Annotated in this window: 18 protein-coding genes and 1 tRNA gene; 13 read left to right on the forward strand and 6 right to left on the reverse strand. The window is 36.6% G+C overall.

Annotation, left to right across the window (positions count from 1 at the left end):
- Nucleotides 1-327: 327 nt before the first annotated feature.
- A complete protein-coding gene (locus DB895_RS13425; protein ID WP_116725884.1) occupies nucleotides 328-708 on the reverse strand; it encodes a DUF983 domain-containing protein in 381 nt (126 codons plus the stop codon).
- Nucleotides 709-780: 72 nt separating this feature from the next.
- Between DB895_RS13425 and DB895_RS13430 the strand changes: the two genes are divergently transcribed.
- Nucleotides 781-2,688, forward strand: coding sequence for an ABC-F family ATP-binding cassette domain-containing protein (locus DB895_RS13430; RefSeq protein ID WP_116725885.1), 1,908 nt, complete (start codon nucleotides 781-783; stop codon nucleotides 2,686-2,688).
- A 24-nt stretch (nucleotides 2,689-2,712) separates the two neighbouring features.
- Here DB895_RS13430 and DB895_RS13435 read toward each other — a convergent pair whose 3' ends face one another.
- On the reverse strand, nucleotides 2,713-3,678 hold the full coding sequence (locus tag DB895_RS13435; protein ID WP_116725886.1) for an App1 family protein: 966 nt from the start codon (nucleotides 3,676-3,678) through the stop codon (nucleotides 2,713-2,715).
- Between the two features lie 63 nt (nucleotides 3,679-3,741).
- On the opposite strand from DB895_RS13435, the gene DB895_RS13440 reads away from it, so the two are divergent.
- Nucleotides 3,742-4,611: a diacylglycerol/lipid kinase family protein gene (locus tag DB895_RS13440; protein WP_116725887.1), complete on the forward strand. Its 870-nt coding sequence runs from the start codon at nucleotides 3,742-3,744 to the stop codon at nucleotides 4,609-4,611.
- Between the two features lie 153 nt (nucleotides 4,612-4,764).
- Here the strand turns inward: DB895_RS13440 and DB895_RS13445 are convergent, their stop codons facing one another.
- Nucleotides 4,765-5,913: a GNAT family N-acetyltransferase gene (locus DB895_RS13445; protein ID WP_116725888.1), complete on the reverse strand. Its 1,149-nt coding sequence runs from the start codon at nucleotides 5,911-5,913 to the stop codon at nucleotides 4,765-4,767.
- A 76-nt stretch (nucleotides 5,914-5,989) separates the two neighbouring features.
- Between DB895_RS13445 and DB895_RS13450 the strand changes: the two genes are divergently transcribed.
- Entirely contained in the window at nucleotides 5,990-6,283 is a 294-nt protein-coding gene (locus tag DB895_RS13450; RefSeq protein ID WP_243694681.1) for a 4a-hydroxytetrahydrobiopterin dehydratase, read from the forward strand.
- Nucleotides 6,284-6,332: 49 nt separating this feature from the next.
- On the opposite strand, the gene DB895_RS13455 is transcribed toward DB895_RS13450, so the two are convergent.
- From DB895_RS13455 to DB895_RS13465, 3 genes are read right to left on the reverse strand one after another with little or no spacing between them, the layout of a single operon-like run.
- Nucleotides 6,333-6,815: a DUF1761 domain-containing protein gene (locus DB895_RS13455; protein ID WP_116725889.1), complete on the reverse strand. Its 483-nt coding sequence runs from the start codon at nucleotides 6,813-6,815 to the stop codon at nucleotides 6,333-6,335.
- Between the two features lie 55 nt (nucleotides 6,816-6,870).
- On the reverse strand, nucleotides 6,871-6,924 hold the full coding sequence (locus DB895_RS14540; protein WP_394336338.1) for a hypothetical protein: 54 nt from the start codon (nucleotides 6,922-6,924) through the stop codon (nucleotides 6,871-6,873).
- Nucleotides 6,925-6,953: 29 nt separating this feature from the next.
- Nucleotides 6,954-7,319 carry a helix-turn-helix domain-containing protein gene (locus DB895_RS13465; protein WP_116725890.1) on the reverse strand — a complete coding sequence of 122 codons (366 nt, stop codon included), beginning with the start codon at nucleotides 7,317-7,319 and terminating at the stop codon, nucleotides 6,954-6,956.
- A 124-nt stretch (nucleotides 7,320-7,443) separates the two neighbouring features.
- Here DB895_RS13465 and DB895_RS13470 point away from each other — a divergent pair, with 124 nt between their 5' ends.
- The 10 genes from DB895_RS13470 (at nucleotide 7,444) to DB895_RS13515 (ending at nucleotide 19,109) form a co-directional block, all read left to right on the forward strand.
- Nucleotides 7,444-9,855 (forward strand): RCC1 domain-containing protein, encoded by a 2,412-nt coding sequence (locus DB895_RS13470; RefSeq protein ID WP_116725891.1) that lies wholly within the window; start codon nucleotides 7,444-7,446, stop codon nucleotides 9,853-9,855.
- Nucleotides 9,856-9,968: 113 nt separating this feature from the next.
- Nucleotides 9,969-10,436 carry a hypothetical protein gene (locus tag DB895_RS13475; protein ID WP_116725892.1) on the forward strand — a complete coding sequence of 156 codons (468 nt, stop codon included), beginning with the start codon at nucleotides 9,969-9,971 and terminating at the stop codon, nucleotides 10,434-10,436.
- Between the two features lie 583 nt (nucleotides 10,437-11,019).
- Nucleotides 11,020-11,415, forward strand: a complete 396-nt coding sequence (locus DB895_RS13480; RefSeq protein WP_133242681.1) for a hypothetical protein — start codon at nucleotides 11,020-11,022, stop codon at nucleotides 11,413-11,415.
- Nucleotides 11,416-11,483: 68 nt separating this feature from the next.
- A complete protein-coding gene (locus DB895_RS13485; RefSeq protein ID WP_116725894.1) occupies nucleotides 11,484-11,903 on the forward strand; it encodes a PepSY-like domain-containing protein in 420 nt (139 codons plus the stop codon).
- Nucleotides 11,904-12,014: 111 nt separating this feature from the next.
- Complete coding sequence (locus DB895_RS13490; RefSeq protein WP_116725895.1) at nucleotides 12,015-13,037, forward strand: YncE family protein; 1,023 nt, start codon at nucleotides 12,015-12,017, stop codon at nucleotides 13,035-13,037.
- 235 nt (nucleotides 13,038-13,272) lie between these two features.
- Nucleotides 13,273-14,511, forward strand: coding sequence for a TolC family protein (locus tag DB895_RS13495; RefSeq protein WP_116725896.1), 1,239 nt, complete (start codon nucleotides 13,273-13,275; stop codon nucleotides 14,509-14,511).
- Nucleotides 14,512-14,604: 93 nt separating this feature from the next.
- Nucleotides 14,605-15,519, forward strand: coding sequence for an efflux RND transporter periplasmic adaptor subunit (locus DB895_RS13500; RefSeq protein ID WP_116725897.1), 915 nt, complete (start codon nucleotides 14,605-14,607; stop codon nucleotides 15,517-15,519).
- Complete coding sequence (locus DB895_RS13505; protein ID WP_116725898.1) at nucleotides 15,519-18,572, forward strand: efflux RND transporter permease subunit; 3,054 nt, start codon at nucleotides 15,519-15,521, stop codon at nucleotides 18,570-18,572. The genes DB895_RS13500 and DB895_RS13505 overlap by 1 nt, the downstream gene beginning before the upstream one ends.
- A gap of 160 nt (nucleotides 18,573-18,732) precedes the next feature.
- Nucleotides 18,733-18,805: transfer RNA gene (locus tag DB895_RS13510), tRNA-Met, on the forward strand.
- A 46-nt stretch (nucleotides 18,806-18,851) separates the two neighbouring features.
- Complete coding sequence (locus DB895_RS13515) at nucleotides 18,852-19,109, forward strand: GIY-YIG nuclease family protein (RefSeq protein WP_116725899.1); 258 nt, start codon at nucleotides 18,852-18,854, stop codon at nucleotides 19,107-19,109.
- Nucleotides 19,110-19,208 lie beyond the last annotated feature (99 nt).

The following is a 19,208-nucleotide window of genomic DNA, read 5'->3' on the forward strand; positions in this document are numbered from 1 at the left end:
ACAACCCAGGAAGTTTTAATCGTAAAGATTGGTTCGGATGAAGCTGGAACAGTGACCAAAAAAGTGATTAATTAAAAAAATGGTTTGTTTAAAACTAGCCCTAAAAAAATAGGATTAGTCAAAATCACTGTAGAAAGTAAAAGTCTATATCAATTGCACAAAAAAATAGCCCGAAATTAAGAGGGCTATTTTTTATGGTAATATAGGTCAATTTCAGATAAGATAATTATTAAGTGGAATAAGAGAATTTCAGAATATAAAAAATGGCTAAACCGGTTGCTCTTGATTCTTTTTGATAAATGGCTTTGTCGTATTTCCTAATTATTCTTATTTTTTAAAAGAAGGGTCATATGAAACAAACATGTTAATATAGATATTTCGGGACCACCTCAATATAAAGGGATACAATAAAACTACAGCGGCAATTATCGAAATAAAGGAGGTTTTTAGGCTTAGATGTAGCAGAACAAAAGAAACGATAAAGGCTACAATGCCAACTCCCACATTCAGTCCGTAACTTACATACATGGCTCCATAAAAAAAAGAAGGTTCTATTTGATATTTTAAATTACAATGGCTGCAATGGTCGTGCATTTTTAGCACCTGAGTTAAATGCAACGGGTTTGGGTCTAAATACATACTCTCATTCTGACATCTAGGACAAGTTCCTGTTAAAATACTATTTAATTTGGATCCTTTTTTTAACATTTGCAAAAAATTTAATTTTCCGTATTTGGAATTGCAAATTTACGAATACAATTAAAAAATAAATCACAATAAATGCTTAATATACACAATCTGTCCGTTTCTTTTGGAGGAACTTATTTATTTGAAGAAGTAACCTTTAGAATGGGGGCTGGCGATAGAGTAGGGCTTGTCGGAAAAAATGGTGCCGGAAAATCGACAATGCTTAAGATTTTAGCTAAAGATTTTGCTCCGGATTCCGGAAGTATTTCTACAGCTAAGGAGGTTCAGATTGGTTTTCTCCGTCAAGATATTGATTTTGAGGAGGGCAGAACCGTCCTTGAAGAAGCATATCAAGCATTTATTGAAATTCAAGAAGTTGAAAAAAAACTCGAAGAAGTGAACCATCAATTGGTAACACGTACGGATTATGAAAGTGAAGAATATTCTCTAATCATTGAAGACTTGTCTGACTTGACGCATCGTTTTGACTTATTAGGCGGTTATAATTATGTAGGAGATACTGAGAAAATTTTACTTGGTTTGGGTTTTAAAAGAGAAGTATTTGACAATTTAACCGAAACTTTTTCTGGTGGTTGGCGTATGCGCATTGAGTTGGCTAAATTATTGCTGCAAAATAATGATATCTTGCTTCTGGATGAGCCTACCAATCACTTGGATATAGAAAGTATCATTTGGCTCGAAAGTTTCCTGCGCAATTATCCGGGAGTTGTGGTGATTGTATCTCACGATAAAATGTTTTTGGATAACGTAACCAATAGAACCATTGAAATTTCTCTTGGAAAAGCATACGATTTCAATAAGCCATACTCTCAATATTTGGAGTTGCGTCATGAAATTCGCGAAAAGCAATTGGCAACCCAAAAAAATCAAGCCAAGAAAATTGAAGAAACCGAGAAATTAATCGAAAAATTCCGTGCCAAAGCGTCTAAAGCTTCAATGGCGCAATCGCTGATCAAGAAACTCGATAAAGTAGAACGGATTGAAGTGGATGAAGATGATAATTCAGTAATGAATATTTCGTTTCCCGTTTCTAAAGTTCCCGGTAGGGTAGTGGTTGAGGCCGAAAATGTAACGAAGAAATATGGTGATAAAACCATTTTAAAAGACATTAATTTACTAGTAGAACGCGGAAGCAAAATTGCTTTTGTTGGGCAAAATGGTCAAGGGAAATCGACATTTATCAAAGCGATAGTTAACGAGTTTGAATATCAGGGAAATATAAAGTTAGGCCATAATGTGCAGGTAGGGTATTTTGCCCAAAATCAGGCAGAATATCTGGATGGCGAAATTACTTTGCTTCGAACTATGGAAGATGCCGCAACCGATACGAATCGGTCGAAAGTGCGTGACATGTTAGGTTCATTTCTGTTTCGTGGTGATGATGTAGAGAAAAAGGTAAAAGTCCTTTCCGGAGGAGAAAGAAACCGTTTGGCGCTATGTAAATTGTTGTTGCAACCCATCAATGTTTTGTTGATGGATGAGCCAACGAATCACTTGGACATTAAATCGAAGAATGTGTTGAAAGCTGCTTTGCAAAAATTTGAAGGAACCTTGCTTTTAGTTTCTCACGATAGGGATTTTCTTCAGGGAATGTCAAATTTAGTTTATGAATTCAAAGACCAAAAAATAAAAGAATATTTAGGCGACATCAATTATTTTCTGGAGCAACGCAATCTTGAAAACATGCGCGAGGTAGAGAAAAAAGATATTGCCAAGAAAGAAACACCAACGGCAACTTCCAAAGTTTCCTACGAAGAACAAAAAAAAGGAAAAGCTTTGCAGAATCGTTTGAGCAAAATTGAAAGTCAGATTAAGCAATTAGAACGAGACATTCAACAAGATGATAAAGCCTTAGCATCCAATTATGACAAACATGTAGAAGATGCCAAGTTTTTTATGGCTTACAACAAGAAGAAATCAGAATTGGACCAATTGCTTCTGGATTGGGAAGTGGTTCAAGAGGAAATAGATAATGCCTAATGAGTTAGGTTAAGTTGATGAAAATTATATAATCCCAATCGATTTAGAATGTGCAATGGCCTCGCTACTATGTTTAAAATAACAAACGGCAACATTTAAGGTCTCTAAATTTTTTAATACGATTTCAGTTTTTCCTTTTTTGAATTTCCCGGTTTGCCTAATGTAAACGGCTTTTACTGTCACAGGGAATATTTTACAAATGGCTTCATACAATATAGGGTCGTCTTGAGAATCATCCCCTAACAATACGTACTGTAAATTTGGATAAAATTCTAAGACATGTTTTATTTTTTCGAATTTATGATTGTGATTGCCTCTTCCTGTCAAGAAGAAATCGGTCAGGCTGGTTTTAATGTCTTTCAACAATAAAACAGCCTTGGGCAACTGATGAATTTCAGTGAATTTAATGATGAATCGATACAAATTCCACTCGCTGCTGGAAACATAAAAAAAGGCATTTTCTCCTTCATTACAATTTCTTCCGGCTGAACTTAGGGCTTGATAATGTGGCACTACATCTTCAAAAACCTTTCTTTTATTCACATTTCGGAATAATAAAATATATAATTTCTTGAAAGGGTTCAGTGAATGGGAAACTAAAAAAGTATCGTCAATATCTGATATGATTCCTAGATTCCCCTTGTTAGGACGTACATAACTCTCTTTCGTTACGAATGACTCATTTTTATGAACAATACTCACCTTATAGTCAATCCAGCCATAGGAAGTAAATTGATCTAAAGGAACACAAAATTTAAAATAGCCGTCTTTCAGGGTTTTGGTATGGATTTTTACGTCGTTATGCTCCAAATATACATCAGCATTGGATTGCGTTTTAATTCGGAACATATTGATTACTGAGGTCGCATTTTTGAAGCTTTTTTTCTGAAAATCATAATCTTTCTTCCTTGTTGGTTTAAACACATGCCCCATCACAATTAATTCCTGTTCATTTGCATATCCGCGGTATAATTTTAAAATAGGCCTCATTATTTTTGATACTTTTGATGTAAGTTAAAATTAATTGTTTTTAATCAATAATGGCGTTAAATTATGAGAAAGAATATTCTACTTGTTATTAATCCCATTTCTGGAGCCATCGATAAATCGGAATTTATTGATGCAGCTCTTCTTTTTTCAGCTAAGAGAAATAAGAGCATTATGGTCTTTAGCACTACTGGTGAAGATGACATTTCTAAAATAAAAACACTTTATAATAAGCATAAATTTGAGCGAATCATCATTGCGGGGGGCGATGGAACCATAAAAATGGTTGCCGAGGCTGTTGAAAATAAGGATGTCATCCTTGGAATCCTACCAGCCGGTTCGGCCAATGGACTGGCTATGGATCTCGATTTGGTTGTGACACTCGAAGAAAATATGGCTATTGCTTTTGGAGATTCTTATGCCGAAATTGATATCATTACCATTAACGGGGAAAGGTGTTTGCACCTAAGCGACATAGGACTAAATGCAGAATTGATTAAAAACTATGAGAAAAGTTCGGTTCGTGGGAAATGGGGCTACGTCTTGCAAGTCTTTAACACCTTAATTGATATGGAAGGTCTCTTTACTGCAACAATAGCAGCCAATAATCAGAAAACTGCGTGTGTGGCAAGAATGATTGTGATTGCCAATGCTAAAAAATACGGCACAGGTGTTGTCATCAATCCTTCAGGGGTTATGAATGATGGAAAATTTGAATTAGTGATTTTGAAAAACTTAGATTTGATGATTTTTGCCCAAATCATTTCGGGAAATATGCCGATTAATTCTGAAGATATAGAGGTTATCTCTACGGATAGCGCAACCATTACCATTGCTTCTCCAGTACCCCTTCAAATTGACGGCGAATATTTTGGTGCAACAACTCAGCTCGATATTAAAATTTTACCCAGACAAATAAAAGTGGCAACGCTTTAAATTTCATATATGTAAAATTTATTTGTTAGCGGTCATATATGTTAGCGCCGTTTTACTCATTGGTGTTTATCTCACAATATTTTATTTTCATCGGAGTTCGATGATTATTCAATTGCTTGCGTAAACTTGTTGTTAGTAGCGATTTCATGGAGATTATTTAAAAGGATTTCGTTCTTGCCAATCTGTTTTTGGTTCTAAATAACAAAATAGCTTGTCCATTTTAGTGTTAATCGCGGGATTGCTGTGTTCTACAAAACCAAACATCTGCACTGGTTTTGCACCAACGGAACTTTTTATTTCCAATGCGGTTCTGGCAAATACAATTTCTTTAAACCCTTTGTTGATAGAAAAAGCAATCATGTCGTACAACATATTCAAATACAGCATTTTTTCCCGCTGGATGCCTTCGTCATAACCCAGAAAATAAGTGTCCATCACGTTACCATTTTTGATTAGGGTGTTGAAACCGATTAACTGTCCATCCTGAAAATAACCATAGAACAGGAATTTGTCTTTTAAAAGTTCCTTAAAAACCCGGAAATGATTTTTAGGAAGAAAGAACGTGTTGAAAGGAGCGTTTTTGGCCACATGATGGTACAATTCATAAATTGCGTTTTCATGGGCAATAATGTCATCGAGGTGCATTTTCCTTTTCACGATTCCTTCTGCCTTTTTTCGAGCCCGTTTGTACTGGTCTCGGTATTTTTTGGTCAAAGCATCAATGTAATCCTGTTCGGTTCTCCAGTTTTCATTAATGGTAAAAACCATGTTGGGCTGGGTGAAAAATTTGTAATTGTTTTTGAATTCGGGGATGTCGAAAATTCCAACCTCGTCAGCACTAAAGTCTTTAAACGTCGTGATGTGAATCTTTTTCCTTTTCGATTTAAATATAGATTTCAATTCTTCGGATGCTAATTTTAAAGTTCGCAACGCTTCAACTTTGTCAGTTTTATCGGAAAAAGAAAAAGCATTTTGTCCCGTGAGCATATTGTTTCCAATCACCAAAACGTGGGAACAGAAATTCTTGAAAGCAAAATTCCTAACGGCAGATTTGACGCATTTGTCCCGTTCTCCAAAAGATTCCAGTTTGTTCAAATCTAAAAACTGGGAAAGGGCAACCCCGACCAATTCCTCATTTTCGAAAATCCCAATAAAATTGCAAATCATGTTTTTTGGTGCCGATTTTTCTAAAACCTCAAGATAGGCTTTGGTAAGAAAAACAGTGCCAACGGTTAAAGTATCCCAGTTTGCTGGAAGTTGATCTGTGGTAGCGTAAATTTTGAAAGAAAATGAGGTGTTCAAAATAGAAGTTGAGTTTCGTCAAAATTAACCAATAAAGTTAAAGTAATTTCAAATGGTTTGGAAATTAACTAACTTTATGAAAAAAGAAATCATGGCACCATTTAAAGAAAAAACCGTGCAATCGGAATTAAAAAATTTAAAGGATTGGTATTTTGAAGACAATGGTATCGAAAAAAAATTCCAATTTAAAGATTTTTCCCAAGCCTTAGAATTTATAGTTAAAGTGGGAGAGTTGTCCGAAAAGAGGAATCATCATCCGGAAATATTCAATGTCTATAATAAAGTAACCCTTCGTTTAACGACCCATGATGCGGCGGGAGTTACGGATAAAGATATTGATTTAGCCAAAGCCATTGATCAAATTAAATGAAAAATCCCGTCCTGTTTTATTGGGACGGGATTCATTTTCAATTTATTTTCTAGACCCAGCCGCAAATGATAGCGCCCATAATCGTGAAGCACGCCGTCCAGAAACCGCCTGTAACCAAGGTGTATTTAAAACTTCTTCTTTCGTATAAGGCATTCGTCCCAATGAGGGGTATCGCAAAGAATATCCCAGCTATAAATCCGTGTAAGGCGCCGTGTTTATAAGTTCGGAAAGCCATGCCGTAATCAGCCATGAAAGCATTGAAAGAAGGTTTTGCAATGCTGGCATCGCCGCCAACCATGCTCAAAGCGCCCGTTTGATGCACGGCCAGAAAGCGGATTATTATTGCAATTAAAAAGGCATAAATAAAGGAAACAACAAACGTTAAAAGCATATTTCCGCCTTTCATTTTTTCCTGGGTCATGCCCGATTCTTTCATCCAGATATCTCCGAAAACTTTAGGATGATACCATACAAATCCCACTACGAGTGTAGATGCCGCAGCCACTAAAATTGCTAAAAAATTGAATTCCATAATGTCTTGTTTAATTGGTTAGATTGTCAAAAGTACTTTTTTTTAGGAACTAAAATTATTCTTTTACAATTTTAAACGTTTCTATCCTGTTGTTTGAGGTTACTTTCACGAGATACGTTCCCGTTGGTAATGATGAAATTAAGCCACTTTCACCTTTAATCTCTCAATTTCATTTTCTAACATCAAAATATATTTCTTGGTGTAATCGTCAACCTCATTTGAATTATTAATGTTGTGATTTTCCTTATTTCCTAAATTTTGAACTTGGTGATTATTAGAAATATTAAAAATAGTTGTGGCATCAAAATTTAATATTTCTGAAACCGAAACATCTAATACATCCGCTATTTTTTGAAGTTTAGAAACGGTCAAATCAATTTCGCCCCGTTCTATCTTGCTATAGCCGCTAACGCTCATATCTAGTTCGCCTGCAAGATGCTCACGCGTTAAATTTTTAAGTTCCCTAAATTTTTTTATGTTTGATGATATGTCCTTGATTTCCATTGGTTATAAGTTTTAAATATCCTCAAAAGTAGTATTTTTTCCTTAATCGAACGCTAATACAACTTAAAAATATTAACAAAGTGTTAAAATTAGCTTTCTTTTGAGAAACTTTAAAAGTCTAAAAATGAAAACAATTCCCACCCTTTTTTTTCTGCTTTTTATTAGCAGTTTTTCATTTGCTCAATGCTGGTCGGAAATTTCAGCTGGCAATTCTCGCCACACAGTAGCCATAAAAACCGATGGCACACTATGGGCGTGGGGAAGTAATGAAGGTAATTACTCTGGTCAGTTGGGCGATGGTACTACTACCAATAGAACTACCCCAACTCAAATAGGCACAGACAATAATTGGGCAAAAATTGCAGCTGGTTTAGTGCACACAGTAGCCCTGAAAACTGATGGCACGCTATGGGCGTGGGGACAAAATTATTTTGGTCAGTTAGGAGATGGCACTACTGCCGATAAAACTACCCCAATCCAAATAGGCACAGATACCAATTGGTCACAAATTGCAGCTGGAATTTGTTATACTGTAGCCATAAAAACCGATGGCACACTATGGGCATGGGGAACTAATTACGATGGTCAGTTAGGCGATGGCACTTCTACCATTAGAACAACGCCGACTCTAATAACAACTGCCACCAATTGGGCGCAAATTTCAGCTGGACCATCTCATACAGTAGCCCTAAAAACCGATGGCACACTATGGGCGTGGGGACAAAATTACGATGGTCAGTTAGGCGATGGCACAACTATAAGTAGAACTACTCCAACCCAAATAGGTACAAACACCAATTGGGCGCAAATTTCAGTTGGTTACCACACGGGAGCTCTAAAAAAAGATGGCACACTATGGGCATGGGGGGCTAATGGCAATGGTCAGTTAGGCGATGGCACTACTACCAATAGAACTATCCCAACTCAAATAGGTACAGCCACCAATTGGTCGAAAATTTCAGTTGGCGGATATTACGCCTTAGCCCTGAAAACCGATGGCACACTATGGGCGTGGGGTAATAATAACTATGGTCAGTTAGGTGATGGTACGAATATTAACAGAACCACTCCGGCCCAAATAGACACAGCTACCAATTGGACAAAAATTACAGCTGGACAATCTCATACAGTAGCCCTAAAAATTGATGGAGAGTTATTCAGCTGGGGAGATAATTATTATGGTCAGTTAGGCAATGGTACTACTATCGCCATAACTGCCCCTACCTTAATGAGTACAGCCACTAATTGGGCAAAAATTACAGCTGGACAATCTCATACAGTAGCCCTGAAAACCGATGGCACGTTATGGGCGTGGGGGAGTAATGGTTATGGTCAGTTAGGAGATGGCACTTCTACCATTAGAACAACGCCAACTCTAATAACAACAGCCACCAATTGGGCACAAATTTCAGCTGGACAATCTCATACAGTAGCCCTAAAAACAGATGGAACGCTATGGGCGTGGGGGTATAACTACTATAGTCAGTTAGGCGATGGTACTATTGCCAATAGAACAACACCGACTCTAATAACAACAGCCACCAACTGGGCACAAATTTCAGCTGGACAATCTCATACAGTAGCCCTAAAAAAAGATGGCACACTATGGGCGTGGGGTGATAATAGTGGTCGTCAGTTAGGCGACGGCACTACCACCAAAAGAACTACACCGACTCTAATAACAACAGCTACCAATTGGGCACAAATTTCAGCTGGCGCAGATTACACCGTAGCCCTAAAAACCGATGGCACACTTTGGGCGTGGGGTTATAATACCTATGGTCAGTTAGGCGACGGCACTACCACCAAAAGAACTACCCCATCCCAAATAGGTACAGCTACTGATTGGGCGCAAATTTCAGCTGGACAATCTCATACAGTAGCCCTGAAAACCGATGGCACGCTATGGGCATGGGGTAATAATAGCAATGGTCAGTTAGGCGATGGCACTACTACCAATAGAACTATCCCAACTCAAATAGGTACAGCCACCAATTGGGCAAAAATTGTAGCTGGTTATTCTCAGACCATAGCTCTAAAAACCGATGGCACACTATGGGAATGCGGGGTTTATAGCGGTGGTCAGTTAGGCGATGGTACTCCGACCTTAATAAGTACAGCCACTAATTGGGCGCAAATTACAGGACAATATCATAGAGTAGCCCTAAAAACTGATGGTACGTTATGGGCATGGGGTGATAATAGCTATGGTCAGTTAGGTAACGGTACAGCTTCTTATACTTTTATACCAACAAGCATCAATTGTCCCACTTCTTTAGCTATCAATACATTTAATAATGATTTAGTTACTATAAAAGTGTATCCAAACCCAACCGAAAACATTTTAAACATCGAAACCAATGAAGCGCAACTCCAAAAAGCGGAATTGTACGACATTCAAGGAAGATTAATCCTTTCTGAAATTGCAAAATCAGACAAACATAGTATCAATATTTCACATTTAGTGCAGGGAACTTATCTATTAAAACTATTCACAGACAAAGGAATTAAAACATTTAAAACAGTAAAAAATTAAAAATATGTGGTACCAACTATTTACAAAAATGTTGGAGTTTTTTGTTTATTCCAATATAAACGTTCATAGAAACACAGAAAACAAAGGAAATTATCAAATAATAAAATAAAGCAATGGCTACAGAAAACAAAGTAATACAAAAAACACTAATACAAGTATGGGGTAAGCATAATAGCGGAAAATCGTCTACTATTAAAAATGTTTATCGAGAGATTAAGACTAAACATGCAAACAGCATCATTGGTGATTCTAATACTTTTGACAAAGGAGATATATACAGCTTTATTACGTTGAAAGATGGAGTTAAAATAGGTTTTTCAAGCATGGGAGACATCCTCAGAAAAGAATTAAAACTGCATCTTGACATGCTTTTTAATGAATGTGATATTATTATCGCTGCAAGCAGAATTAGAAATAACGTTGATACTTACTTAGAGCAAAAATGCAAGGAAAAAAAAGTTAGACGAATAAAAGTAACTAATTGCATAACGTCTACTAAAACTTTACAGGAACCGTTAAATAAATTGTCAGCAAATCACATTGTTGATATTATTGAAAACATAATAAATGAAACAATATGAGAACAATACCATTATTAACGATGGCATTGTTTTGGGACGGGTCAGTATGATTAACAAACAAAAACTACAACAGTAAAAAGTTGTAGTTTTTGTTTTTATAAGCAAAACGGGGCTTATTTAAAACCAATCAGAGTTCCGAACCCAGATAGGATTCAAAAACGTCAAATTTGACGTTTAGAGCAGTATTCATGGTGCTTGAAACCCTGAAATCCTATGAACGAAAATCTAAAATACATAATACTGTTGGATTTGGGTAAACGTATGGAACAAAAACGCTGTTGTATTAATCTGAATTCAGAAAAAGGTAAAGTAAAGTTGACTGTTCCATTTTGTTTAAGTTTTTATAAATATTGAGATTTACTATTTTTATGAAATCGCCATTAACAACAAGTTTGCGCAAGCAAACACCTATGAGTAAAAGGCGATAACATATGTGACCGCTGAAAAATAAAATTTACACATATGAAAGTTAAATTTTACTAAAAATGAAATCTTTATAAAGCATTTTTTAGCTGAATGTATTACTTTAGCTTGCGAATCAACCTGTTGGTTAAATTATTTTCGAAACTATACGTTTAAAAAATTGAGAAAATCTGCTTCAATCGTACTGTTACTCTACTTTTTATTGGGGATATTTTTTCTTCCAATGGGTGATTTTTCTGTATTGAAAGATATTCCGGATATGTATAGAAATTGCAAAGAAAATGAGGACAAAGACATGACTTTTGTTGACTTTATCACCGATCATTTGGTAGATATGGATGCCATTTTTGACAAACATGATAAGGGTGATGAACAAAAACCACACAAATATACGTATCACAATCATTCCATTGTTCAGGTAAATTGCAAAGCAGAAAAAATTGAATTTAAAAATACAAATCTGATTTTTTCAATAAAAAAAGAAAGTGGTTATCATGCTCCTCTTTTTTGCAGTACCTATATTTCCTCCATATTAAAACCTCCAATTTTAGCTTGATTTAAAATAATTTATGCCATTTTATTGGTCAATCAATTCTATTAAATAAAATTTAAACAAGTAAAAAAATGAACAAATCAATTTTTATTGCTATGGTATTTCTATTTACTATAGCCACGAGTTTCGCACAAAACGGAATTCCAAAAGAAGTATTAACCGCTTTTAGCCAAAAATATCCTAATGTAAAAAAAGCAAAATGGGATAAAGAAAATAAGGATTATGAGGCCGGTTTTGAAGTTGATAAAATTGACAACTCCGTTTTATTCGATGTAAAAGGGAATATCCTAGAAACCGAAGTTGCCATAGCTAAAAGTCAATTGCCAAACGGTGTTTTAGAGTATGTTGCCAAACATTATGTAGGACAAAAAGTAAAAGGATCGGCAAAAATTAACAGCACTAAAGAAGGAGTAATCTTTGAGGTAGAAGTTAAAGGGAAAGATTTATTATTCGACCCGAATGGTAAATTCATCAGAGAATCGAAAGATTAAATTTTAGGCACATCCCCGTGATTTATTCGGGGATGTGCTATTTTATATTTAATGTAAATAGTAACATTAAATGATTACTTAAATTCTAAAAACAACATAAAAATTATTGTCATGAAAAAAATATTCTTTTTACTGCTTCTTACTTTTTGTATTCCAAATGGTTACGGTCAAACTTATAAATTATCCAAAAAGATAAATATTACCGGTGATGAAGGATGGGACTATCTCTCTGTTGATGAAGAAGCACAACATTTATTCGTTTCACACGGAAGCGTGGTTAATGTGGTCGATTTAAAAACGGATAAAACCATTGCAACAATTCCTGACACTAAAGGCGTTCACGGAATTGCAATTGCCAACGATTTGAACAAAGCATTTATATCAAACGGGAAGGAAAATTCGATTTCAATAATCAATTTGAACACTTTTGAGCTGATTGAAAAGGTTAAAATTGAAGGTGTAAAACCCGACGCCATTTTGTATGATCAATTTTCCCATAAGGTATTTGCCTATAATGCCAAAAGTAATGACGCAACGGTTCTGGATGCCAACTCAAACAAGATAATAAAAACGATTGTTCTTGGCGGAAAACCCGAGTTTTCTGTGACCAACAAAAAAGGACTTATTTATGTGAATATTGAAGATAAAAACGAAATCAAAACCATAAACGCATCAACGCTTGAGGTTGTGAATACCTGGAGCATTGCTCCGGGAGACGAACCATCGGGGCTTGCCTTGGACATGGAAACCAATAGGTTATTTTCTGTGTGCAGCAATAATCTGATGGTAATCCTGGATGCCGGAAATGGCAAAATAATCAAAACTTTACCCATTGGTAGTGGCTGTGACGGCGTAGCTTTTGACGCAAAAAGGAAATTGATTTTTAGTTCTAATGGAGAAGGAACAATTACCGTTGTCAAGGAAGAAAACGCATCCACTTTTTCGGTATTGGAAACCATTAAAACCCAAAAAGGGGCGAGAACAATTGCGTTGAACAAAACCACAAATCAGTTGTATTTGCCCACGGCAGAATTTGGCGCAAAGCCAGAACCCACAACTGAAAATCCAAAACCAAGACCCGCTATTTTACCTAATTCTTTCGTAGTTTTGGTGATTGAAAGTGGGATCGAATAATAGCGTTTAAATTAGAAACAGTAATATAGGAGTTCAATTATTGTTGAATTCTATTTTTTACCACATAGAATCATAGAATTTTGAAACTTTAAAAGAAGCTTCGCTTTATTTAAGACAGCAATAGCTATGTTTTAAAAATTTATTTTCCATGGAACTCTTATTTTCTATGTTTCTATATGGTAGAAAATTAACAATCGAACTGAGGTTAATAAAATCTTTTGTATAAATTTATCGGATGAAATTAAAGCTCTTGATTATCGTTTTTTTGTGTTTCATTAAATCCTTTTCGCAAGAGAAGGATTTGAATTATTTCCTTGAGAAAGCGCAAAAGAATTCGCCATTAATCACGGATTTAAAAAACCAAATCAATTCGGCTTCATTTGATAGCTTGATTTACAGAGCCACTCGAAAACCGCAAATTTCGGGTAATTTATATGCCAATTATGCTCCGGTCATTAACGAATTCGGTTACGATACTGCAATCAGTAACGGTCAAACCGTTTCGGGATTGGTTGGGATAAACCAAAGAATTCTGGGTAAAAACCAAAACAAATCCCAATCGGAAACTTTCAAGCTGATAAAGGACGCCTTGGTTTTGAACAAGAAAATAGCCCAAAAAGATTTGAACAGGACCATAATTGCCCAATATATTACGGCATCGGCAAGCGCGGAACAAATCATTTACAATCAAAATATTGATTTGCTTCTAAAAAAGGAGGCGGCAATTTTAAGGAAACTGACCCAAAACTCGGTTTATAAACAAACGGACTATCTCATTTTTAATGCTTCCGTAAAACAGCAAGAACTGCTTGTCCTGCAACTGAAACAGCAATATCAGAACGATTTGACTTTCCTTAATTATTTGTCCGGGGAAACCGACACGACTTTTGTAAATCTGAAAAAGCCTGAAATCGTTTTGAAAAACAGCCGCAATTTGGATAAAATCATTTTCCTGAAACAATTTGAAGTCGATAGTTTGAAAATAAAAAATCAAAATAAATTGATTGACAATGCCTATAAGCCTGCAATTTCTTTGCTTGGCGATGCGGGATATATGTCAAGTTTCGCCTATTTGCCATACAAAAACTTCGGATTCAGTTTTGGCTTGGGCGTTTCCGTTCCCATTTATGATGGCAATCAAAGAACGTTGCAACACAAAAAAAATGAAATGGCTTTGGCGACGAATTTGGCTTACAAAAACAATTTCAACAGGCAATACCAGCAGCAATTACAGCTGTTACGCCAGAAATTGAACCAAGCCGCTGTGGTAGAAATTCAATTGCAATCCCAGCTCGTTGTCACGGAAGCCCTGATTGAAGCCAACAAAAAACTGTTGGTTACTGGCGACGCTCAAATCACGGAATATGTGATTGCGGTTGGGAATTTGATCAGCATTCAAAACGCCATTTCTCAAAATAACAGCAACAAACTTCAAATTATAAACGAAATCAACTATTGGAGTTTTAATGAATAATTCAATGAAATCGACACTAAATACAAGTTTGCGTAAGCAAACACCAAAATGGGAGATACCATATATGACCGCTGACAAATAAATTTTACATATATGAAAAAACTAATTTTATTTATTGTAGCAATCCCACTTTTTTTCTCCTGCAAAGGCAAGACGGAAACAGAAACCGCAATAGACGTCAGTGTTCCGGTAACCTTGACCTCAATAGATACTACTGGAATCCGGAGTTATACCGAGTTAAACGCAACGGCAACCTATTTGGTAAAAACCATCATCAAGGCCAATGCAACGGGTTATCTGAGTTCGGTAAACGTGGCTTCAAACGACTTTGTGAATTCGGGGAAAGTCCTGTTTACACTAAAAACCCGCGAATCAAAAGTTTTGGGAAACACCATCAACAAAATTGATCCAAGTTTGAATTTTGGAGATGACATAAAGGTGAAGGCCACTTCAAACGGTTTTGTGAATTTCATAAACGTGCAACAGGGCGATTACGTTCAGGATGGCGATCAATTGGCGATAGTTAATGATGCCAATAGTTTTGCGATAGTCTTGAGTTTGCCGTATGAACTGAAAAAATATGTTTCTGTCGGAGCCACATTTGATGCTTTTTTGCCTGATGGAAAAGCCATAAAAGTTAAAGTGAAGGAGTACATGCCCACGGTTGACGCTACTTCCCAAACCCAAAACGTGATTCTGAAAGTCAACGGCAAAGAAGATATTCCTGAAAATTTGATTGTTAAAGTCCGCATCAACAAAACTTCAAATACGAATTCCATTTCTTTGCCGAAAGCCGCCGTTTTAAGCAACGAAACAGAAACCGATTTTTGGATCATGAAGATGATTGATGCCAACACGGCCATAAAAATTCCAATACAAAAAGGAATTGAAACAGAAGATAAGGTCGAAATTTTATCGCCGGTTTTAAGTCGGGAAGACAGGATTCTTATCACGGGGAATTATGGAGTTGCCGATACGATTAAGGTTAAAGTGATAAAAAATTACTAATGAAAAACTTTTTTGTCAGACATAAAAACGGATTAAGTTCCATCATCTTTCTAATTGTTTTGGGAGGCATTTTTGCGTATTCTAAAATGCAAACCAGTTTGTTTCCTGAAATCACGTTTCCCAAAATAAAAATCATTGCCGATGCGGGTCAGCAGCCCATCGACAAAATGATGGTAACGGTGACAAAACCACTGGAGAACGCCATCAAAAAAGTTCAAGATTTAAAGACGGTTCGTAGTACCACAAGTCGGGGTAGCTGTGAAATTTCGGCTTTTATGGAATGGAATTCCGACCTGGATTTGGGTAAAGCAAGAATTGAATCAAAAATCGATCAAATCAGGAATAATCTTCCGCCAGACATCCAAATTTCGGTCGAAAAAATGAACCCTTCTATTCTTCCGGTGATTGGTTACGCTATCGAAAGCAAAGGAAAATCAGCAATAGAGCTTAAAAAAATCGCCAATTTTACCATCAAACCGTTTCTTTCCCAAATTGACGGCGTGAGCGAAATCAGGATTATTGGTGGAAAAGAAAAAGAATATTGGCTGTCGCTCGATTTCAGTAAAATGAGTGCGCTAGGCATCACTCCGGCTTCGATTACCCAAGTGATGAACGAAACCAATTTCATAAAATCGAATGGGTATTTGTCGGATTATCGCTATTTGTATCTTACGATTACCGATGCGCAAGTCGATAAAAAAGACGAATTGGAAAATCTGGTCATTCGCAACAACGGCAAGGGAATTGTTACCCTAAAAGACATTGCTTCCGTTGAAATCCGAGAAGCCAAGGAATATATAAAAGTCAATGCCAACGGGAAAGAAAGCATTCTAATCGCCGTTTTGAAACAACCCAATTCCAACCTGATTTCGATTTCGGATGCCATGCAGGATAAGTTGGAATTGCTCAAAAAAATACTTCCAAAGGACGTTAAAATAACCCCGTTTTACCAACAGGCAAGTTTTGTAAACGATGCCGTCAAAGGCGTTACGGACAGTTTGCTTATCGGATTATTGTTGGCCATCATAGTCGCTGTTTTGTTTCTGAAATCGGCTAAGGCCAGCATAACCATTTTGATAACAATTCCGGTTACTTTGGGTCTGACGCTGTTGGTTTTGTATTTTACGGGGCAAACATTCAACATCATGACATTGGGAGCCATCGCTGCCGCCTTGGGACTGATAATTGACGATGCCATTGTGGTTGTGGAGCAAATTCACAGAACGCACGAGGAGCATCCGGAGGAGCCAACGGTTTCGCTTTTGCAAAAAGCCATTCAGTATTTGTTTCCGGCAATGTTGGGTTCGTCAATAAGCACCATAGTGATTTTTATTCCGTTTGTACTCATGAGCGGCGTCGCAGGTTCCTATTTTAAAGTTCTAACCGACACCATGATTATTACCTTGGTGTGCTCGTTTTTTGTAACCTGGCTGTTGCTTCCGGTAATCTATTTATTGCTTTCAAAAAAAGGAAATGCCGTTGTGGAAGCTAAAAGCGAAAAGGAAATCCACAATGTGAAAAGTCAAAATTGGGTGGCTTATTTTATGGAAAGACCCATCATAAGCCTTTCGTTTTGTGTGGTTTTGATGGCGTCTATTTTTATCATACTTCCAAATTTGGAAACGGGATTTTTACCGGAAATGGATGAAGGGAGCATTGTTTTTGATTATCAATCTCCGCCGGGAACGTCATTGGAGGAAACGGACAGGATACTAAAAGAAGTCGAAAAAATAATCATAAAAATTCCCGAAGTTGAAGCCTACAGCCGACGAACCGGAACACAGATGGGTTTTTTTATCACCGAACCCAATCGGGGGGATTATTTAATTCAGTTAAAAAAACAAAGAAACAAAACAACTACTGAGGTTATAGATGAAATCCGCCGAAAAGTGGAAGCGTCGCAACCTGCCTTACGCATTGATTTTGGACAAGTGATAGGCGATATGTTGGGCGATTTAATGAGTTCGGTTTCTCCAATTGAAGTAAAAGTATATGGGAATAACCAAAAAGAATTACAAAAAATAGCCAAAAAAATTACTGAAATTGTAGAGAAAGTAAAAGGAACGGCAGATGTTTTTGATGGAAAGGTTTTGGCTGGCCCATCAATAAATATTGTTCCTAATTACCGACAGTTGGCGCAATACGGAATAACGCCAGCCGATTTACAGTTTCAGATGCAAACGGCTCTTGAAGGCAACGTCATTGGCGGTTTGTTAGAAAGCGAACGGGTTACGCCAATTCGGTTGATTTATAAAAATTCTGAAAAAAGGAGTTTGGAAGACATCAAAAAACTGAAGCTGTTCTTGCCAAACGGTCAATCCATTCCTATTTCAAGTTTGGTTGACATTTCTGCCCAAAAAGGGCAAGCCGAAATAGAGCGGGAAAACCTCCAAATGATGAGCGTTATCACTGGGCGTTTGAATAATCGGGATTTGGGAAGTGTAATGAATGATATTCAATCTGAAGTTTCAAAAAACATTCACCTACCGAATGGGTATTATATTGAATATGCCGGAGCTTATAAAGATCAACAGCAATCCTTCAAAGAACTGTTGATGATTTTAATCGCTTCCTCCTTGTTGGTTTTTGGCGTTAACTTGTTCTTATTTCGGGATTTTAGAGTGGCCATTGTCATTCTTTTTATTTCTGTGTTGGGAATTTCGGGAAGTTATATTTTGCTTTTCATTACCAAAACCGCTTTGGATGTGGGAAGCTATACAGGAATCATTATGATAGTTGGGATTATTAGTGAGAACGCCATTTTTACCTTTTTGCAATTCAGGGAAACATTTAAAATCACCAGAAACGTAAATCAATCCTTAATCTATTCCATTTCCACCCGTTTGCGGCCCAAATTAATGACCGCATTGGGAGCTATAATTGCGTTGATGCCTTTAGCCATCGGAATCGGTACAGGTTCAGAAATGCACCAGCCCTTGGCGATTGCCGTAATTGGAGGGTTTGTAATTGCCATGCCTTTACTTTTGGTCGTATTGCCAAGTTTGCTAAGTTTGGTCTATAAAAATGAAAAACATTTTAAACACATGGAGTAATCGTTTGTATCAGTTTGATTGGTTGTCACTGGAAAACCAATTGGAACTGCTATTTCATATTTATAACCAAAACGTTATCAGTGAAATACGGAAAATTAAATTTTATTATAAATTTAACTTGCGAGTCTCGATATTCGTTGTATATTTGCACTCGAAACAGCGCGGGATAGAGCAGTAGGCAGCTCGTCGGGCTCATAACCCGAAGGTCACAGGTTCGAGTCCTGTTCCCGCTACTAAGATAGAGCCACTCATAAAGAGTGGCTTTTTTTACAAATAGCGATGGAGGAATTTGTAGTTTATATTTTATATTCAAAAAAATATAAAAAAAACTATACTGGCTTTACAAGTAATCTTCTTGAACGATTCAAATCTCATAATGATCTAGGAAATAAGGGATATACGCTAAAATTTAGACTTTGGGAAGTGATTTATGTTGAATTTTTTAACCTGAAATCGGAAGCTTTATCGAGAGAGAAATTTCTTAAAACTGGAATCGGAAGAAATTTTATTAAAAATTTCATTTCAAATTTACAATAAAAATCGGAGGGCTCATATCCGCCTCGGCGGACAAAGGTTCGAGTCTCTGCTTCGGCGGACTACAAATCAAAGCCATTCAGCAATGAGTGGCTTTTTTAT

The organism is Flavobacterium psychrotolerans (genome assembly GCF_003097635.1).
GTDB lineage: Bacteria > Bacteroidota > Bacteroidia > Flavobacteriales > Flavobacteriaceae > Flavobacterium > Flavobacterium psychrotolerans.